The following is a 15,020-nucleotide window of genomic DNA, read 5'->3' on the forward strand; positions in this document are numbered from 1 at the left end:
ATGATGTGCCCCCGAGCGCAACACCCACAAACAGCCGTTCACAAACAACCGGTTGTCTGCTCCCGTCCTGCCTGGATCGCCCGCCTTGCCAGGCAGCAAAGGCGCAATTCTCGACCATTGCGACTCGTTCAACTCGTATCGCTTCACCGCCATCAAGGCCTCCGTGCGTCACACGGGTACTCTATGAATCAGTGATCAACTGATTTGGGAATCCTGAATGTCGATTGGTCCTAGACGTCATTTTTCACGACGACCTCTCGAGACTGCGAACCGCTTCCGGACCCCAGAACATGGCTCTCGTCAAACACATCGCCATGAACCTCGTCAGAAATCCAAACGACAAGCACAGCCTCAAAGTCCGGCGAAAAAAGGCAAACCTCAACGACGACTATCTCGAAAAGCTCATCACCCAAGCAATAAATTAACCTGAAGCGATTCCCCTGACACGGGTCCGGGGCAGCCGAAATCGTCACTAAATGCCTGCGCGTTCGCTCTCCTGGGCCGAACTAGTTCTCTCGGAACCGACCGGATTCTCCATCTGCGACCCTGAGAAGGTGAATATCCTCTAGCCGCCGTGTTCGCTGTTTCCCGGCCCGGCTCCGCGCGGGAAGTTTTGCGCGGGCTGTCCGAGATCAGGACCACACTTCGTCCCGAAGACGCGGCAGCGGCGCTGAGCTCCTTCATGGACGAACTCTGAGCGCAGGCCGGCATTCCGTGTAGCGTCCGACCGGAGAAATCACGGCCGCTCAAGCCGCTGCACTCGCGCACGGCAAATATCAGCCGTGGCGCCGCATACCTACGACATCAACCCTGCCTCGCCCAACCAAAATACCCACTTGACCTTAGTATGTTCGGGGACATCGATTCAGGTGCTATGCAACCGCTTTGGAAGTGCAAAAGGACATTGTGGAGGGGCGGGTCCAATTGCCGACCCATGGAGATGGTAACGAATCCCTTTACAACTAACATGTCAGTCTGCTACACCTGACCCGTTAGCTGGGAGGAATGAAGTTGACATCAAAATTCGGGCTTTCCGTCGCCCTCGCCACGCCGTTCCATGAGAACGGCAATATTGCGATCGAGGTGATGATCGCGCAGGCGCGGCGGTGCCTTGCTGCCGGATGCTCCAGCGTGACGCTGTTCGGGACGACGGGTGAAGGTTCTTCGATCGGCAACGGGGAACGGGAGCGCGTGCTGTCTGCCTTTCTCGATGCCGGCATTGCGCCTGGCAACATCATCGCCGGCGTGTTGGTCGATGCCGCGGAAGATGCGGCGACGCAGGCCGGTCAGGCCCTTTCGCTCGGCGCCCGCAATATCCTTCTTGCCCCGCCGTCCTATTTCAAGAATGTCAGCGATGACGGCGTCTTCCAGTGGTTTTCCGCCGTCTTCGCCCTGCTGGGCGACAAGGCGCGCGATATCATCGTCTACAATCTTCCGTCGGTGACCATGGTTCCGCTGACGGTGTCGCTGATCGGCCGTCTCAAGGCCGCTTTTCCCAATATCGTCACCGGCGTCAAGGATTCCTCCGGCGACTGGCCCTATACCGAAAGCCTGCTGAAGGCGCATAACGATCTCATCATCCTGGTGGGCGACGAACGGCACCTCGCCAAAGCCGTGCGACTCGGCGGCCAGGGCGCGATCTCGGGCATGGCGAATTTCGCGCCTCGCGAACTCAGGCCGCTGGCCGAAGAGGGCAAGGACGACGTCCGCATCGAGAATATGGTGGTGGAACTGCTGAAACATCCCGTCATCCCGGCGGTGAAGGCGATGATCGCGCGCACCACGTCGGAGGAGACGTGGATTGCGGTGCGTCCGCCGCTCATTTCGATCTCGGGTGAAGCGCGGGCGCAGCTCGCCCTGGCTTTCGATCATCTTTTCCGCTCGAAAGCCGCATAGGTCAGCCATGTTCGTGGGGGAGGCGATGGAGGAAACGGAGGAGCAGCCGACACTGCGGGAAAAGGCGTATGCGAGCTTCACGCGCCATCTTCTTGCGCGTGACGTGCGCCCCGGCCAGTTCGTTTCCCAGCGCCGGCTCGTCGAGCTGACGGGCCTGCCGCTCGGCGCCATCCGCGAGCTCATCCCCCGGCTCGAAGCTGAAGGGCTGATCAAGACCGTGCCGCAGCGGGGTCTGCAGATCGCCCACATCGATCTCAACCTCATTCGCGAGGCCTTCCAGCTGCGCGTGTTCCTGGAGAAGGAAGCCGTGGCGCTGTTTACCAGGTCCGCCTCGGACGAGACGATCGCGAAACTCCTGAAGCAGCATCGGGATATCGCCGATGCCATTCGCAGCGGCGACGGATCGCATGAGCTGGAACTGCGCGCGCAGGCCGTCGACTGGGGCATGCACGACGCCTTTATCGATGCGCTTGGAAACACCATCATCTCGAACGCCTACCGCGTGAACTCGATCAAGATGCGCCTGATCAGCCAGGACCGTTTCCGCATCGAGGGCCATGTCGGGCCTGTCATGGGCGAGCATCTGAAGGTTCTCGAGGCGATCGAACGACGATCGGCGGAGGACGCCGTCAACAGCCTTGTCGCACACATCAACGGTGCAAGGGATCGTGCGCTGAGGATATAATCGGGAATAATCGGCCGGCGATGAGGAGATCGCCGGCACATAAAGGAGGAGGAACTCACATGCCATCATTCTTCAATCCGACGCGCAGAGGATTTCTGGCGGGCACGGCCGCGCTTGGGGCGAGCAGCATGCTCGGCATGCGCGCCGCATCGGCCGCCGTCGACTGGAAGCGCTTCACCGGCACGACGCTCGAAGTCAACCTGGTCAAGAGCCCGCGCAGCGAAATCCTTCTGAAATACCTGCCTGAATTCGAGGCGCTCACCGGCATCAAGGTCAATGCCGAAGCGACGCCCGAGCAGCAGCAGCGCCAGAAGACGACGATCGAGCTCAGCTCCGGCAAGCCAAGCTTCGATGTCGTGCACATGAGCTACCATGTCCAGAAGCGGCAGTTCGAAAAGGGCGGCTGGCTTGCCGATATCAGCGGCTTCCTCAAGGACGCCTCGCTGACCGACCCGTCGCTCACCGAAAGCGATTTCGCCGAAGCCGGCCTCGCTTTCGCCAAGGATGGCGACGGCGTTCTGCGCTCTCTTCCCTTCTCGGTCGATTACTGGATCATCTACTGGAACAAGGCGCTGTTCGAGAAGAAGGGGCTTGCCTATCCCACGAGCTTCGACGAACTGGCAAGTGCGGCCGAAGCGCTGACCGATCCTTCGACCAACACCTATGGCTTCGTCGCCCGCGGCCTGAAGAACGCCAATACGCCAGTCTGGACATCGCTGCTGCTCGGCTATGATTCGAGCCCGCTCGGCCCCGACGGCAAGCTGCGCACGACCTCGCCGGAAGCGGTCGATGCGGCCAAGCTTTACCAGAAGCTGATGACCAAGACCGCCCCTCCCGGCGTCTCCGGCTTCAACTGGGCCGAGGCGCAGTCGGCCTTCCTGCAGGGCAAGATCGGCATGTGGCTCGATGGCGTCGGCTTCGCGCCGCCGATCGAAAATCCGGAAAAATCGCGCGTCGTCGGCCAGGTCGGTTACGGCATCATGCCGAAGGGCCCGAAGGCACAGGCCGCCGGTACCTTCGGCGACGGTCTCGGCGTCGTCGCGGCCAGCCAGAAGAAGGAAGCCGCCTATCTCTTCTGCCAATGGGCGATTTCGCATGAAATGGGCGCACGCCTGCTGCAGGCCGGCGCCGGCGTTCCTTTCCGCCAGTCGGTGCTCGAGGATGCGAAGGTCCGCGAAGGCGTCAAGATGCCGGCCGCATGGCTGGATGCGGTCGTCGGCTCGGGCAAGATTTCCAAGCTCGCGCTGCCGGTCATCATTCCGGTCACCGAGTTCCGCGACATCTATGGCGTCGGCCTCACCAACATGATCGGCGGCGCCGATCCTGAAACCGAACTGAAGACGGCGACGGCACAGTTCGAACCCGTCCTGGCGAAGAGCGAGGGATAATGGCCTCGGCAGGCATCGAAACGGCCGCAGTGGCCAAGGCGCTGAAAGGAAGGAGCAAACCGGACAGGTTTGCTCCCAACTACTGGCCCTTCGTCATCCCGGCGCTCATCGTCATATCAGCCGTCATCGTCTTTCCATGGGTGTTTACGGTGTGGATGAGCGTCAACAGCTGGACGCTCGGTCAGTCGCAGGTCTTTGCGGGGCTGGACAATTATATCCGACTCGCGACCGACATGCGCTTCTGGGAGTCACTGTGGCATACGGTGCTCTATACGACGCTCTCCGTGGTGGTTCCCCTTTTCCTGGGGACGCTCGCCGCACTGATCTTCGATGCCCGGTTCCCGCTGCGCGGTCTCATTCGAGGCATATTCGTGATGCCGATGATGGCGACCCCGGTCGCCATCGCGCTCGTCTGGACCATGATGTACCATCCGCAGCTCGGCGTGCTCAATTATCTCCTCTCCTTCGTCGGCATCGGCCCGCAGGAGTGGATCTACAATCAGAGCAGCGTCATTCCATCGCTGGTGCTGGTCGAAAGCTGGCAGTGGACGCCGCTCGTCATGCTGATCGTGCTCGGGGGCCTGGCGGCCGTCCCGCGCGAGCCTTACGAGAGCGCTGAGATCGACGGCGCCAATGTCTGGCAGAAATTCCGCTATCTCACGCTGCCGATGATCGCGCCGTTCCTGATGATCGCGGTGATCATCCGCAGCATCGATGCGGTGAAGAGCTTCGACATCATCTATGCCATGACCCAGGGTGGGCCCGGCACTGCGTCGGAAACGATCAACATCTATCTCTACAACACCGCCTTCGCCTATTACGACATCGGCTACGGCTCGGCCATGGCGGTCGTCTTCTTCATCCTCATCGTGCTGCTCTCCTTCGTCCTGATGATGATCCGGCAGCGCGTGAACTGGTCCGACGGGGAGGCACGCTGATGAAGCGCAAGACGCTCGATCGCATCGGACTGCTGTTCGTCGCGCTGGTGATGATCTCGCCGGTCGTGCTGTTCTTTCTCTGGATGATCTCGCTGTCGCTGAAATACGAGATCGACAACGGCGCCTATCCGCCGATCTTCATCCCGGAACGTTTCGCCTGGTCGAACTATCTGAAGGTCTTCGAGGAGAACAACTTCTTCCTCTATCTCTGGAATTCGGTGCTGGTGACGGGGGCGGCCACGCTTCTGGCGCTCCTGATCGGCGTGCCGGCCGGCTATGGCATCGCGCGGCTGAAGGCGGAGAAATCCGCGATGGTCATCATGATCGCGCGCATGACGCCCGGCCTTTCCTTCCTGATCCCACTCTTCCTGCTGTTCCAGTGGCTGAACCTGCTCGGCACGCTGATGCCGCAGATCATCATCCATCTCGTCGTCACCGTGCCGATCGTCGTGTGGATCATGATCGGCTATTTCGAAACGACGCCGATGGAACTCGAAGAGGCGGCAAGCATCGACGGCGCGACGCCATGGCAGGTCTTCCGCCTGGTCGCCCTGCCGATCGCGAGGCCCGGCATCGTCGTCGCCTTCATCCTGTCGGTGATCTTCTCCTGGAACAACTTCGTCTTCGGCATCGTGCTCGCCAGCCGCGAGACGCGAACACTCCCCGTCGCCGTCTACAACATGCTGTCTTTCGAACAGGTCAGCTGGGGGCCGCTTGCGGCCGCCGCATTGATCGTCACCTTGCCGGTGCTGATCCTGACGGTGTTTGCGCAGCGGCAGATCGTGGCGGGCCTGACGGCAGGCGCCGTCAAGTGAGCAGGTGAGGCAGAGATTTTGATGGCTTCTTCCGCCTTCGAGCCGCCTCCCGGTCCTGCGTGCCGCGTGCTCTCAGTCGGCGCGGCGGTGCTGGATACGCTGTTCCGCGTGCGCTCGCTGCCCACCGGCCAGGGCAAGATCCTGCCCTACGAGATGCTGCAGGTCGCCGAAGGCATGGCGTCGAGCGCGGCATTCGCCGTCGCCCGCCTCGGCGGCCAAGCCAGCCTCTGGGGTGCGGTCGGCGACGATGCCGCGGGCGAACGCATCATCGCGGATCTCAGCGCGAGCGGCATAGATACGAGCGGCATGGCGGTTGTGCAGGGCGCCCGCTCGGCCGTCTCGACAATCCTCATCGATGACGAGGGCGAGCGGCTGATCGTGCCTTTCTACGATGCGCGGCTGCACGATACGGTCAAGCCGGTCACGGAGCGGGAGGTCTCGTCCTTCGATGCGGTGCTCGTCGACGTGCGATGGCCAAAGCTCGCGCTGGCGGCGCTGTCGGCGGCGAGAGGGGCGGGCAAACCGGCCATTCTCGACGGCGATGTCGCGGGCGATGGTGTGATCGAGCTGCTGGCGCCGGCGGCAAGCCACATCGTCTTCTCGCAGCCGGCCGCCGAGCGGCTCGCCGGAACGACCGATCCCGTGGAACTCGTCCGCCTGTTGAAGCGAAAGTTCGAGCAGGCCTTCGTCAGCGTCACCGCAGGCGAAAACGGCTGCTTCTGGTTCGACGAGCAGACCGGCAAAATCCACCACCTCGCCGCACCGCGGATCAGGGCCGTCGATACGCTCGCGGCCGGCGATATCTTCCACGGCGCCTTCGCGCTCGCCGTCGCGGAAGGCATGCCGATCGAAGAGACGATGCGGTTGTCGTCCATGGCGGCGGCGCTCAAATGCCAGGTCTTCGGCGGCCGCACCGGCGCGCCGACCAGAGCCGAGGTGTGCGCTGCGCTGCGGGATTGGGACGCCAGGGCGGTTGAGGCCGGCACGCAGGACCGTGCCCGATAATCCACACACAGCCGGCCAAACTCCGCCGCAGCCAAATTCTTTCGCCCTGCCGCCGCCTTTTTATGTTCTTAATGTGACGATTGATTCGTCACGGGCGAAGACGGAACATCCATGGGGCATAAGGAGCATATGATGACGGACGCCAAGAGCAGCATTGTGGGGCTGCGGCCGCATATCACCGTCATTGGCGTCGGTGGCGGCGGCGGAAATGCGATCAACAACATGATCGCGGAAAATCTGGCCGGCGTCGAATTCATCGCCGCAAACACGGATGCGCAGGTGCTGGCGACGTCGAAGGCCTCCCGGCGCATTCAGCTCGGGGCACAGGTGACCGAAGGGCTCGGCGCGGGTTCGCTGCCGGAAGTCGGCCGTGCGGCCGCCGAGGAATCGCTCGACGAGATCATGGATCACCTGAGCGGCTCGCATATGTGCTTCGTCACCGCCGGCATGGGCGGCGGCACGGGAACGGGTGCGGCAGCGGTGATCGCCCGCGCTGCCCGCGACGCGGGCATCCTGACGGTCGGCGTCGTCACCAAGCCGTTTTCCTTCGAAGGCAACCGCCGCATGCGGACGGCCGAGGTCGGCATCGAGGCGCTGCGACAGGCGGCCGATACCGTCATCGTCATTCCGAACCAGAACCTCTTCCGCATCGCCGACGCGAAAACCACCTTCGCCGATGCCTTCATGACCGCCGACCGTGTGCTCTATTCCGGTGTCGGCTGCATTACCGATCTCATCGTCAAGGAAGGCCTGATCAACCTCGATTTCGCCGATGTGAAATCGGTGATGCGCGGCATGGGCCGGGCCATGATGGGCACGGGCGAAGCCTCGGGCGAAAGCCGTGCGATGAAGGCGGCGGAGGGGGCAATCGCAAACCCGCTCCTCGACGATCTCTCGATGAAGGGCGCCAAGGGCGTGCTGATTTCGATTTCGGGCGGCTCCGACATGACGCTGTTCGAAGTCGACGAGGCGGCGAGCCGTATTCGCGACGAAGTCCAGGCGGACGCCGAAATCGTCGTCGGCGCAATCTTCGACCGTGGCCTCGACGGCAGGTTCCGTGTCTCGGTCGTGGCAACCGGCCTGGAAGGCCATGCCTATGACGCCATGCCGGGCGTCGCCCCGGAAGGCGTGCAGGTGCCGCGCATTTTGCAGTAAAGCCTTGTGGAACAACTAGCATCGGCGATCATTTGATGGTTCATGAAAACTGTCATATCGGTCGCAACGCTGGCTTTGCTTTTCTCCTTCGACACGGCGGATGCGCTGGAGCTGTCGCCGGAGGCCGTCAACACGGCCTCCCTTGCTTCGCTCGCAGCCGAGCGTCCGCAGAAACCGTCGCCGGACCCTGACCCGGCGATCGTGCGCCTGCAGGTGCTTCTCGACCGTGCGGGCTCCTCTCCCGGCGTGATCGACGGCCTCTATGGTGAGAATGTCGGCAAGGCCTTGGCCGGCTTCGAGGCGATGAACAAGCTCCCCTCCAATGGAAAACTGGACCCGGAGGTGATCGGCCGGCTGGAAAACGGCGCGCCCATCGTCGCAAGCTACGTCATCACAGAGGAGGATGCCGCCGGTCTCGTCGACCGTATCCCCGAAGATTACGGGGAAAAGGCGGAGATGGCGAGCATGGGCTATACCAGCGTGGCCGAGAAGCTGTCCGAGCGCTTCCATATGGATATCGACCTGATGAAGGCGCTCAATCCCGCTTCGGATTTTGCGCCGGGCAAGACCATCCAAGTCGTGGCGACGGGCGCGCCGAGAGAGGGAAAAGTCAAGCGCATCGAGGTGAACGGCAGGAGCGGGCAGGTGCTGCCTATGGCAACGACGGCGCGCTGCTTGCGGCCTATCCGGCAACGGTCGGCAGCAAAGACAATCCTTCACCCAGCGGCACGCATAAGGTCAAAGGCGTCGCGCGGATGCCGGTCTACCGATATGATCCGAAGGTGAATTTCAAACAGGGCAAAAACAACAAGGTCCTGACGATCCCCAAGGGACCGAACGGGCCGGTCGGCAGCGTTTGGATCGATCTGACCGAGCCGACCTACGGCATTCATGGCACGCCCGATCCCGAACTGATCGACAAGGTGGCTTCGCATGGCTGCGTCCGCCTGACCAACTGGGATGCCGAAGAGCTTGCCGGGATGGTGAAGCCGGGTGTCGTGGTCAAATTCACCGACTGATCCGGACTAAAGCGCGTCGCGATCTTTCAGATTCGCTCCTTGCGCTTTAGGTCCTTGTTTTACGCATGTCGTCGCCGCAAAACCGCTGCACACTTTTGCGCGACATGCTTTAAAAATCAGCGACTTTGCCCCAGGCCGATCTCTTGAACCGGTCGGGGTGATAGGGCTTGGGATCGACGATCGGTGCGTCGCCGCTGACGATATCGGCGATCAGATGGCCGGCACCGGGGCCGATGCCGAAGCCATGGCCGCTGAAGCCGGCGGCGAGGATGAAGCCGGGGATCGAGGTGATTTCGCCGATCCCGGGCACGCCGTCCGGCGTGCTGTCGACATAACCGGCCCAGGCGGCGGTGATCTGCGTGGTCCTGAGATCGGGCAGAAGCTCAAGGGCGCGCGCGTGGGTGCGCTCGATCGTCGGCCGATCGACCTTCGGATCTAGAATGCGCATGCGTTCCATCGGTGTCGGCGCGTCCAGCCGCCACCGCCGCAAGGTCTCGTGGCCGGACCTTGCGCCCTCCAATCCACCGGGCGCGAGGCTGCGCCAGCGCCGGATGAACATCGGCAGAAACTGCGGCGCGTAGCGGAATTGCTGCGGCGTCAGGTCGACGCGGCCGCCGCCGCTGATGGCGAGCGTGTAACCGCCGTCGCCGCGGCGCGTGGCGGAGACGGCGGAGGTGTGCAGGGCATCCGGCAGCGCGGCGGCAGGCGCCGAAACCGAAAGGATCGACGAACGGATAGACGCCTGGGGAAAGCGGATGTCGAGCTGATGGCAGAAGGAGGAGGCCCAGGCGCCGCCGGCGAGAACCGCGATGCGGGTGCGAATGGTGCCGTGCTCGGTGACGACGGCGGAAAGACGCCCGCCTTGGGTCTCGATGCCGCGGGCGGCACAGGATTGACGCACCGTGCCGCCAAGTTTCAGGATCGCGCGCGCCACGGCCGGAGCGGCACTCGCCGGATCGGCCGTCCCGTCGGTCGGGGAAAAGACGCCGCCCTTCCAGGCTTTGCCCGTCGCACGGCCGCGCTCGGTTGCCTCCGCGCCGTCGAGCATATGGGTGGTGACGCCGGCCGTGCGGGCAAAGTCGCGCCAGCGCGCCCAGCCGGCCAGTTCTTCCTCGCTGTTGCTCAGATAGAAGAGCCCGCAGCGGCGAAAGCCGGTCTCTTCGCCGGACTCTGCCGAAAAACGCTCCCAGAGATCGAGGCTCTTCGTCGCCATCGGCAGCTCCCGCGCATCGCGGTTCTGCTGGCGGCACCAGCCCCAGTTCCGGCTCGACTGTTCCGCGCCGATCCGGCCCTTCTCGACGAGAACGACCTTGAGGCCGCGAAGCGCCATATAATATGCCGTGAAGACACCGATGATGCCGCCGCCGATCACCACGGCATCGGCAGCCGCGGGAAGCTTCAAGGGTGACTCAACGAGTTTCAGCGGTGCCGGCATGGGGTATTCTCCGTTTACGGCGTAATCTAGCGAGAATTGCGGATGCTGCGTTGCCGGAGTTCGGCCGGCCGGCAGCACAACATGCCGTCTTGCGGGAAGTGCACAGAGGCTTGTGCTTCGCAGCAGCTCGCAAAACGAAATAGACAGGCAGGGGCAATGTGTTACCTTCGATGAAAGCTGTTGGACAGCATAATCTGCTGTAACCCGAATAGGTGCTTCGTGAAACTCGATCGAATCGACGTCAAGATCCTCCACGAACTGCAGAAGAATGGGCGCATCACCAATGTGGAACTGGCCGATCTCGTGGCGCTCTCCCCGAGCCCGTGCCTGATGCGCGTGAAGAAGCTGCAGGCGGAAGGTTATATCGAAGGTTATTCGGCCCAGATCAACGTCGGCAAGCTTGGCCAGACGCTGACCGTCTTTACCGAAATCACCCTGAAGAACCACCGGCAGATCGATTTTGCCCGCTTCCTCGCGGCGATCGAAAAGGTCGAGCAGGTCATCGAATGCCATCTCGTTTCCGGCGGCTACGACTATCTCGTCAAATTCGTCACCTCGGGGATCGGTGAATACCAGACGATCATGGAGCGCCTCACGGATATGGACGTCGGCATCGACAAATATTTCAGCTTCGTCGTGCTGAAATCGCCGATCGTCAGGGCGCATATGCCGCTGACGAGCCTGTTTCCGCTCTAGGTTCAGCGAAAACGACCTTGCTCTCGCCAAACTCGCTTTAGCCAAAATCTGGTTGCGCTGTATGAGTCGGTGACCTAGAAAATCCCCTCGGACGCTCGGAGAGGCGTTCAGGCAGGAGCCCGACCATGATCAAGATGAGCGTCTACTATCCGGCCGATGGCGGCTCGAAGTTCGATCACGACTACTACCGTACCCACCACATGCCACTGATCCAGAAACGGCTCGGCGATGCCTGCCTGCGCTACGAGATCGATAAGGGCCTTGCGGGACGCGAATCTGGAAGCGCGCCGGAGTTCGTCGCGGCGTGCCACGTCTACTCGCCGAGTCTGACGACATTCCAGGAGGCGCTTGGTCCCCACCGCGCGGAGATCGCCGCGGACGTCGCCAACTATACGGACATCGCGCCCATCGTACAGATCAGCGAAATCGTTGAAGGCTAGGGGTTTGGCTCGTCGGGCGTAGCCGTCGAACTTTCCATGATCGGCGTAGTGTTGAGAGTACGGCAGCGCCGGTCCTAGCCCCTGCTATAGGCGCGCACCAGTTCCGGATCCTGCGTCAGCCCGTCGAGCCAGGCCGGATCGAGCTTCGGCACCGAGGAGAACAGTAGCTGGGAGTAGGGGTGCTGCGCCGCCTTGATCTTCTCGGGCGTGATTTCCTCGACCTTCCTGCCGTCATACATCACGACGATCTCGTCGCAGATCGCCTCGACCACCGAAAGATCGTGGCTGATGAAGATGTAGGAGAGGCCGAGTTCGCGCTGCAATTCCTTGAGCAGATCGATCACGGCGGCGGCGACGACCGTGTCCAGAGCCGAGGTGATCTCGTCGCAGAGGATCAGTTTCGGATCGGCGGCGAGCGCGCGGGCGAAATTCACGCGCTGTTTCTGCCCGCCTGAAAGCTCTCCCGGCCGGCGATGGCGAAGGCTGCGCGGCAGGCGGACCATGTCCATCAATTCGTCGATGCGGGCGCTGCGCGCCTTGGCCGCCATGCCGTGGTAGAAGACGAGCGGCCGGTCGAGGATATCCTCGACCGATTTTGCCGGGTTGAGCGCCGTATCGGCATATTGGAAGACGATCTGCATCTGGCGCAGCTGATCGCGCGAGCGTTCGCGGGCGCTGTGGCCGAGTTCCTTGCCGTCGAAGACGATCTTGCCGAAGGCGGCGGGCAGGATGCCGGCGATGGTGCGGGCAAGGGTCGACTTGCCGCAGCCGGATTCGCCGATAATGCCGAGATTGCGGCCTTTCTCGACCTTGAGGCTCACCTGCTGGACGGCGCAGACCAGCGGCCGGCCGTCGGCCTGGCGCTGGCCGTAGCCGGCCACGACGTCCTCGATCGTCAAGAGCGGCGCCGGCAGAGCCTCGCCATCGATTTCGGAATTGCGCGCCTTCGGCTCGAAGGCGGCCAGCAGCTCGCGGGTATAGGGATGTTTTGCCGCGGTGAGGATTTCTTCCGTCGTCCCGGTCTCCTGGACCTCGCCGCCCTTCAGCACGACGATTCGGTCGGCGATCTGGGCGACGACGGCAAGATCATGCGAGACGTAGACGCCTGAAATGCCGCCCTTCTTCATCGCCGATTTGAAAGCGCGCAGCACTTCGATCTGCGTCGTCACGTCGAGCGCCGTCGTCGGCTCGTCGAAGATCATCAGCTTGGGGTCGCCGATCAGCGCCATCGCTGCCGAAAGGCGCTGCAACTGGCCGCCTGAGACCTGGTGGGGATAGCGTGTGCCGATGATCTCGGGTTCGGGCAGGGAAAGCGCCCGGAAGAGTTCGACCGCACGGCTTCTCGCTTCGTCGGCCGACATCAGGCCGTGGATGCGCGTGACCTCGATCACCTGATCCATGATCGTGATGGCTGGGTTGAAGGCGGCGGCGGCCGATTGCGGGACATAGGCAACCTCGGTGCCGCGCAGCCTGGCGCGCTGCTTTTCGGTAAGTCCGACCATATCCTGGCCGTCGAGCGAAACGCTGCCGCCCGAAATGCGGCAGCCAGGCCGGCAATGGCCCATCAGGGTGAGCGCGATCGTCGTCTTGCCAGAGCCGCTTTCGCCGATCAGCGCGACGATCTCGCCCTCGGCGATATCGAGGCTGACGCCCCGGATAATTTCGACGCGGCGGCCGGAATCGGTGGTGGCTTCGACGCGGAGGTCGCGGATTTCGACGAGATTGGTCATCACTCGCTCCGATCGCGGATTTTCTGCGGCAGGTTGTCGATCAGCAGATTCACGCTGATCGTGAGGCTGGCGATCGCAAGCGACGGGAACATGACGGCGGGAGCCCCGAAAGGCAGGCCGCCGATGTTTTCGCGAACGAGCGCACCCCAGTCCGCATAGGGTGGCTGCACGCCGAGCCCCAGGAAGGAGAGGCCGGAGAGCAGGAGAACGATGAAGACGAAGCGCAGCCCGAGATCGGCCAGCACCGGACCGACGATATTGGGCAGGATTTCCGAGCGGATCAGATAAAGGGTGTTTTCGCCGCGAATGCGGGCGACGGTGATGAAATCCATCGAATTGACGTTGACGGCGAGCGCCCGGGCGAAACGATAGGAGCCCGGTATGTAAATCACCGAAAGCGTCAGGATCAGCACCGGGATCGACGATCCCACGGCCGCGACCACGACGAGGCCGAAGAGCTTGCCCGGGATGGAATTCATCGCATCGAGGAAGCGCGAAAGCAGGGTATCGAGCCAGCCGCCGGCGACGGCCGCGATCATGCCGAGCACGACGCCGCTGAAGCAGGCGATCGTCACCGCCGCGAGCGAGATGCCGACTGTGTAGCGCGCGCCCATCAGAATGCGCGAGAACACGTCGCGGCCGAGATAATCCGAGCCCATCCAGAATTGCTGGGAGATCGGGCCGAAATAATCGGTATCGACGATCTCGCCGACGGGGTAGGGGATGAGCAGATGCGCGAAGATCGCGATGAAGGCCCAGAAGAGGATGACGGCAAGCCCGACCAGCCCGACTGGGTTGAAGCGGTAGCCGAGCCGGCGCGTGGCGGCGGGCCGTTGTTGGATATCGGATGTCATCGCAGCCTCGGATTGGAAAGAATGGCGATAATGTCGGCAAGCGTGATCAGGATCAGGTAGCCGAGGCAGAAGATCATCGCGCAGCTCTGGATCAGCGGCAGGTCGCGCGTGGCGACCGCATCGACCATCAGTTTGGCGATGCCGGGATAGTTGAAGATGGTTTCGACGATGATCACTCCGCCGAGCAGATAGGAGAGCGACAGCGCGATCGCGTTGACGATCGGGCCAAGCGCGTTGGGAAGCGCGTGCCGCAGCACGATGCGGGTCCGCGACGCGCCTTTCAAAAGAGCCATCTCGACATAGGGCGTGCTCAGCGTTTCAACGACCGCGGCGCGGGTCATGCGGATCATCTGCGCTGAGACAACGAAGGTCAGCGTGATGACGGGCATGGCGTAAACGCGCAGCATATCGGCAAGCGAGTGGACTTCATTGGCAAGCGACAGTGCCGGCAGCCAACGGAGATAGACGGCAAAAACCAGCACCGCCGAGGTCGCCACCATGAATTCCGGCACGGATATGACGCCGATCGTCAGGATCGTCACGATCCGGTCGTAGACCGAGCCGCGCAGCATGGCGGCGGTGATGCCGAGCGTCAGCGCGATCGGCACTGAGAACAGCGCGGTCACGCCTGCGAGCTTCAGCGTATTGACGAAGCGGCCGCCGATCAGCTGGCTGATCGGCATGTCGTTGGCATAGGACGTGCCGAGATCGCCCGAAAGCAGGCCGGCGAGCCAGTGAAGGAAGCGCAGGATAGCCGGCTGGTCCAGATGCATGGCCTTGCGCAGGCCTTCGACGGCTTCCGGCGTCGCCGCCTGCCCGAGCAGGATCGTCGCCGTATCGCCGGGCAGCATGGTCGTGGCGAAAAACACGGCGAAGGAGACGATCACCAGTGTGACCAGGGCGATGAGCAACCGGTTCGATATGAGGGACAGCACCTCTTTATTCATGCGCGCGCTCCCTTCGG

The 15,020-nt window shown here is 62.7% G+C and carries 14 protein-coding genes and 2 pseudogenes; 11 read left to right on the forward strand and 5 right to left on the reverse strand.

Annotation, left to right across the window (positions count from 1 at the left end):
• Positions 1-153: transposase (locus QD408_RS23260; RefSeq protein WP_414140949.1), on the reverse strand; the 153-nt coding region annotated here is incomplete at its 3' end.
• Between the two features lie 74 nt (positions 154-227).
• Here QD408_RS23260 and QD408_RS23265 point away from each other — a divergent pair.
• The 9 genes and pseudogenes from QD408_RS23265 to QD408_RS23305 form a co-directional block, all read left to right on the forward strand.
• Positions 228-425 (forward strand): annotated as a pseudogene (locus tag QD408_RS23265) (ISAs1 family transposase); the annotation flags it as partial.
• Positions 426-1,011: 586 nt separating this feature from the next.
• The gene (locus tag QD408_RS23270) at positions 1,012-1,896 is read left to right on the forward strand and encodes a dihydrodipicolinate synthase family protein (RefSeq protein WP_414140913.1); all 885 of its coding nucleotides are present in this window, start codon (positions 1,012-1,014) and stop codon (positions 1,894-1,896) included.
• A 7-nt stretch (positions 1,897-1,903) separates the two neighbouring features.
• Positions 1,904-2,581, forward strand: a complete 678-nt coding sequence (locus tag QD408_RS23275) for a GntR family transcriptional regulator (RefSeq protein WP_190237407.1) — start codon at positions 1,904-1,906, stop codon at positions 2,579-2,581.
• Between the two features lie 59 nt (positions 2,582-2,640).
• Complete coding sequence (locus tag QD408_RS23280) at positions 2,641-3,969, forward strand: ABC transporter substrate-binding protein (RefSeq protein ID WP_088681482.1); 1,329 nt, start codon at positions 2,641-2,643, stop codon at positions 3,967-3,969.
• Entirely contained in the window at positions 3,969-4,907 is a 939-nt protein-coding gene (locus tag QD408_RS23285) for a carbohydrate ABC transporter permease (RefSeq protein ID WP_414140915.1), read from the forward strand. Before QD408_RS23280 ends, QD408_RS23285 begins: the two co-directional genes overlap by 1 nt.
• A complete protein-coding gene (locus QD408_RS23290) occupies positions 4,907-5,722 on the forward strand; it encodes a carbohydrate ABC transporter permease (RefSeq protein WP_033183241.1) in 816 nt (271 codons plus the stop codon). The genes QD408_RS23285 and QD408_RS23290 overlap by 1 nt, the downstream gene beginning before the upstream one ends.
• A gap of 18 nt (positions 5,723-5,740) precedes the next feature.
• Positions 5,741-6,727, forward strand: a complete 987-nt coding sequence (locus tag QD408_RS23295) for a sugar kinase (RefSeq protein ID WP_414140916.1) — start codon at positions 5,741-5,743, stop codon at positions 6,725-6,727.
• A gap of 132 nt (positions 6,728-6,859) precedes the next feature.
• On the forward strand, positions 6,860-7,882 hold the full coding sequence (gene ftsZ, locus QD408_RS23300; protein ID WP_088681588.1) for a cell division protein FtsZ: 1,023 nt from the start codon (positions 6,860-6,862) through the stop codon (positions 7,880-7,882).
• Between the two features lie 42 nt (positions 7,883-7,924).
• A pseudogene (locus QD408_RS23305) lies at positions 7,925-8,901 on the forward strand (L,D-transpeptidase family protein).
• A gap of 109 nt (positions 8,902-9,010) precedes the next feature.
• Here QD408_RS23305 and QD408_RS23310 read toward each other — a convergent pair.
• A complete protein-coding gene (locus QD408_RS23310) occupies positions 9,011-10,336 on the reverse strand; it encodes an NAD(P)/FAD-dependent oxidoreductase (RefSeq protein ID WP_414140917.1) in 1,326 nt (441 codons plus the stop codon).
• Between the two features lie 219 nt (positions 10,337-10,555).
• On the opposite strand from QD408_RS23310, the gene QD408_RS23315 reads away from it, so the two are divergent.
• The gene (locus QD408_RS23315) at positions 10,556-11,032 is read left to right on the forward strand and encodes an Lrp/AsnC family transcriptional regulator (RefSeq protein ID WP_008532606.1); all 477 of its coding nucleotides are present in this window, start codon (positions 10,556-10,558) and stop codon (positions 11,030-11,032) included.
• Positions 11,033-11,157: 125 nt separating this feature from the next.
• A complete protein-coding gene (locus QD408_RS23320; protein ID WP_414140918.1) occupies positions 11,158-11,472 on the forward strand; it encodes an EthD family reductase in 315 nt (104 codons plus the stop codon).
• A 74-nt stretch (positions 11,473-11,546) separates the two neighbouring features.
• On the opposite strand, the gene QD408_RS23325 is transcribed toward QD408_RS23320, so the two are convergent.
• The 3 genes from QD408_RS23325 to QD408_RS23335 are packed head-to-tail and all read right to left on the reverse strand — an operon-like array spanning position 11,547 to position 15,003.
• Positions 11,547-13,202: an ABC transporter ATP-binding protein gene (locus tag QD408_RS23325; RefSeq protein ID WP_414140919.1), complete on the reverse strand. Its 1,656-nt coding sequence runs from the start codon at positions 13,200-13,202 to the stop codon at positions 11,547-11,549.
• Positions 13,202-14,056 carry an ABC transporter permease gene (locus QD408_RS23330; protein ID WP_088681488.1) on the reverse strand — a complete coding sequence of 285 codons (855 nt, stop codon included), beginning with the start codon at positions 14,054-14,056 and terminating at the stop codon, positions 13,202-13,204. Before QD408_RS23330 ends, QD408_RS23325 begins: the two co-directional genes overlap by 1 nt.
• The gene (locus tag QD408_RS23335) at positions 14,053-15,003 is read right to left on the reverse strand and encodes an ABC transporter permease (RefSeq protein WP_088681489.1); all 951 of its coding nucleotides are present in this window, start codon (positions 15,001-15,003) and stop codon (positions 14,053-14,055) included. The genes QD408_RS23330 and QD408_RS23335 overlap by 4 nt, the downstream gene beginning before the upstream one ends.
• Between the last annotated feature and the right edge of the window lie 17 nt (positions 15,004-15,020).

The sequence above is a fragment of the Rhizobium sp. BR 249 genome, from assembly GCF_047445895.1.
Taxonomy (GTDB): domain Bacteria; phylum Pseudomonadota; class Alphaproteobacteria; order Rhizobiales; family Rhizobiaceae; genus Rhizobium.

Excerpts from the sequence above, each read along its gene's own strand:
- QD408_RS23275 (WP_190237407.1), top strand. The coding sequence starts at position 1,904 with ATGTTCGTGGGGGAGGCGATGGAGGAAACGGAGGAGCAGCCGACACTG.
- QD408_RS23280 (WP_088681482.1), top strand. The coding sequence starts at position 2,641 with ATGCCATCATTCTTCAATCCGACGCGCAGAGGATTTCTGGCGGGCACG.
- QD408_RS23285 (WP_414140915.1), top strand. The coding sequence starts at position 3,969 with ATGGCCTCGGCAGGCATCGAAACGGCCGCAGTGGCCAAGGCGCTGAAA.
- QD408_RS23290 (WP_033183241.1), top strand. The coding sequence starts at position 4,907 with ATGAAGCGCAAGACGCTCGATCGCATCGGACTGCTGTTCGTCGCGCTG.
- ftsZ (WP_088681588.1), top strand. The coding sequence starts at position 6,860 with ATGACGGACGCCAAGAGCAGCATTGTGGGGCTGCGGCCGCATATCACC.
- QD408_RS23310 (WP_414140917.1), bottom strand. The coding sequence starts at position 10,336 with ATGCCGGCACCGCTGAAACTCGTTGAGTCACCCTTGAAGCTTCCCGCG.
- QD408_RS23320 (WP_414140918.1), top strand. The coding sequence starts at position 11,158 with ATGATCAAGATGAGCGTCTACTATCCGGCCGATGGCGGCTCGAAGTTC.
- QD408_RS23325 (WP_414140919.1), bottom strand. The coding sequence starts at position 13,202 with ATGACCAATCTCGTCGAAATCCGCGACCTCCGCGTCGAAGCCACCACC.
- QD408_RS23330 (WP_088681488.1), bottom strand. The coding sequence starts at position 14,056 with ATGACATCCGATATCCAACAACGGCCCGCCGCCACGCGCCGGCTCGGC.
- QD408_RS23335 (WP_088681489.1), bottom strand. The coding sequence starts at position 15,003 with ATGAATAAAGAGGTGCTGTCCCTCATATCGAACCGGTTGCTCATCGCC.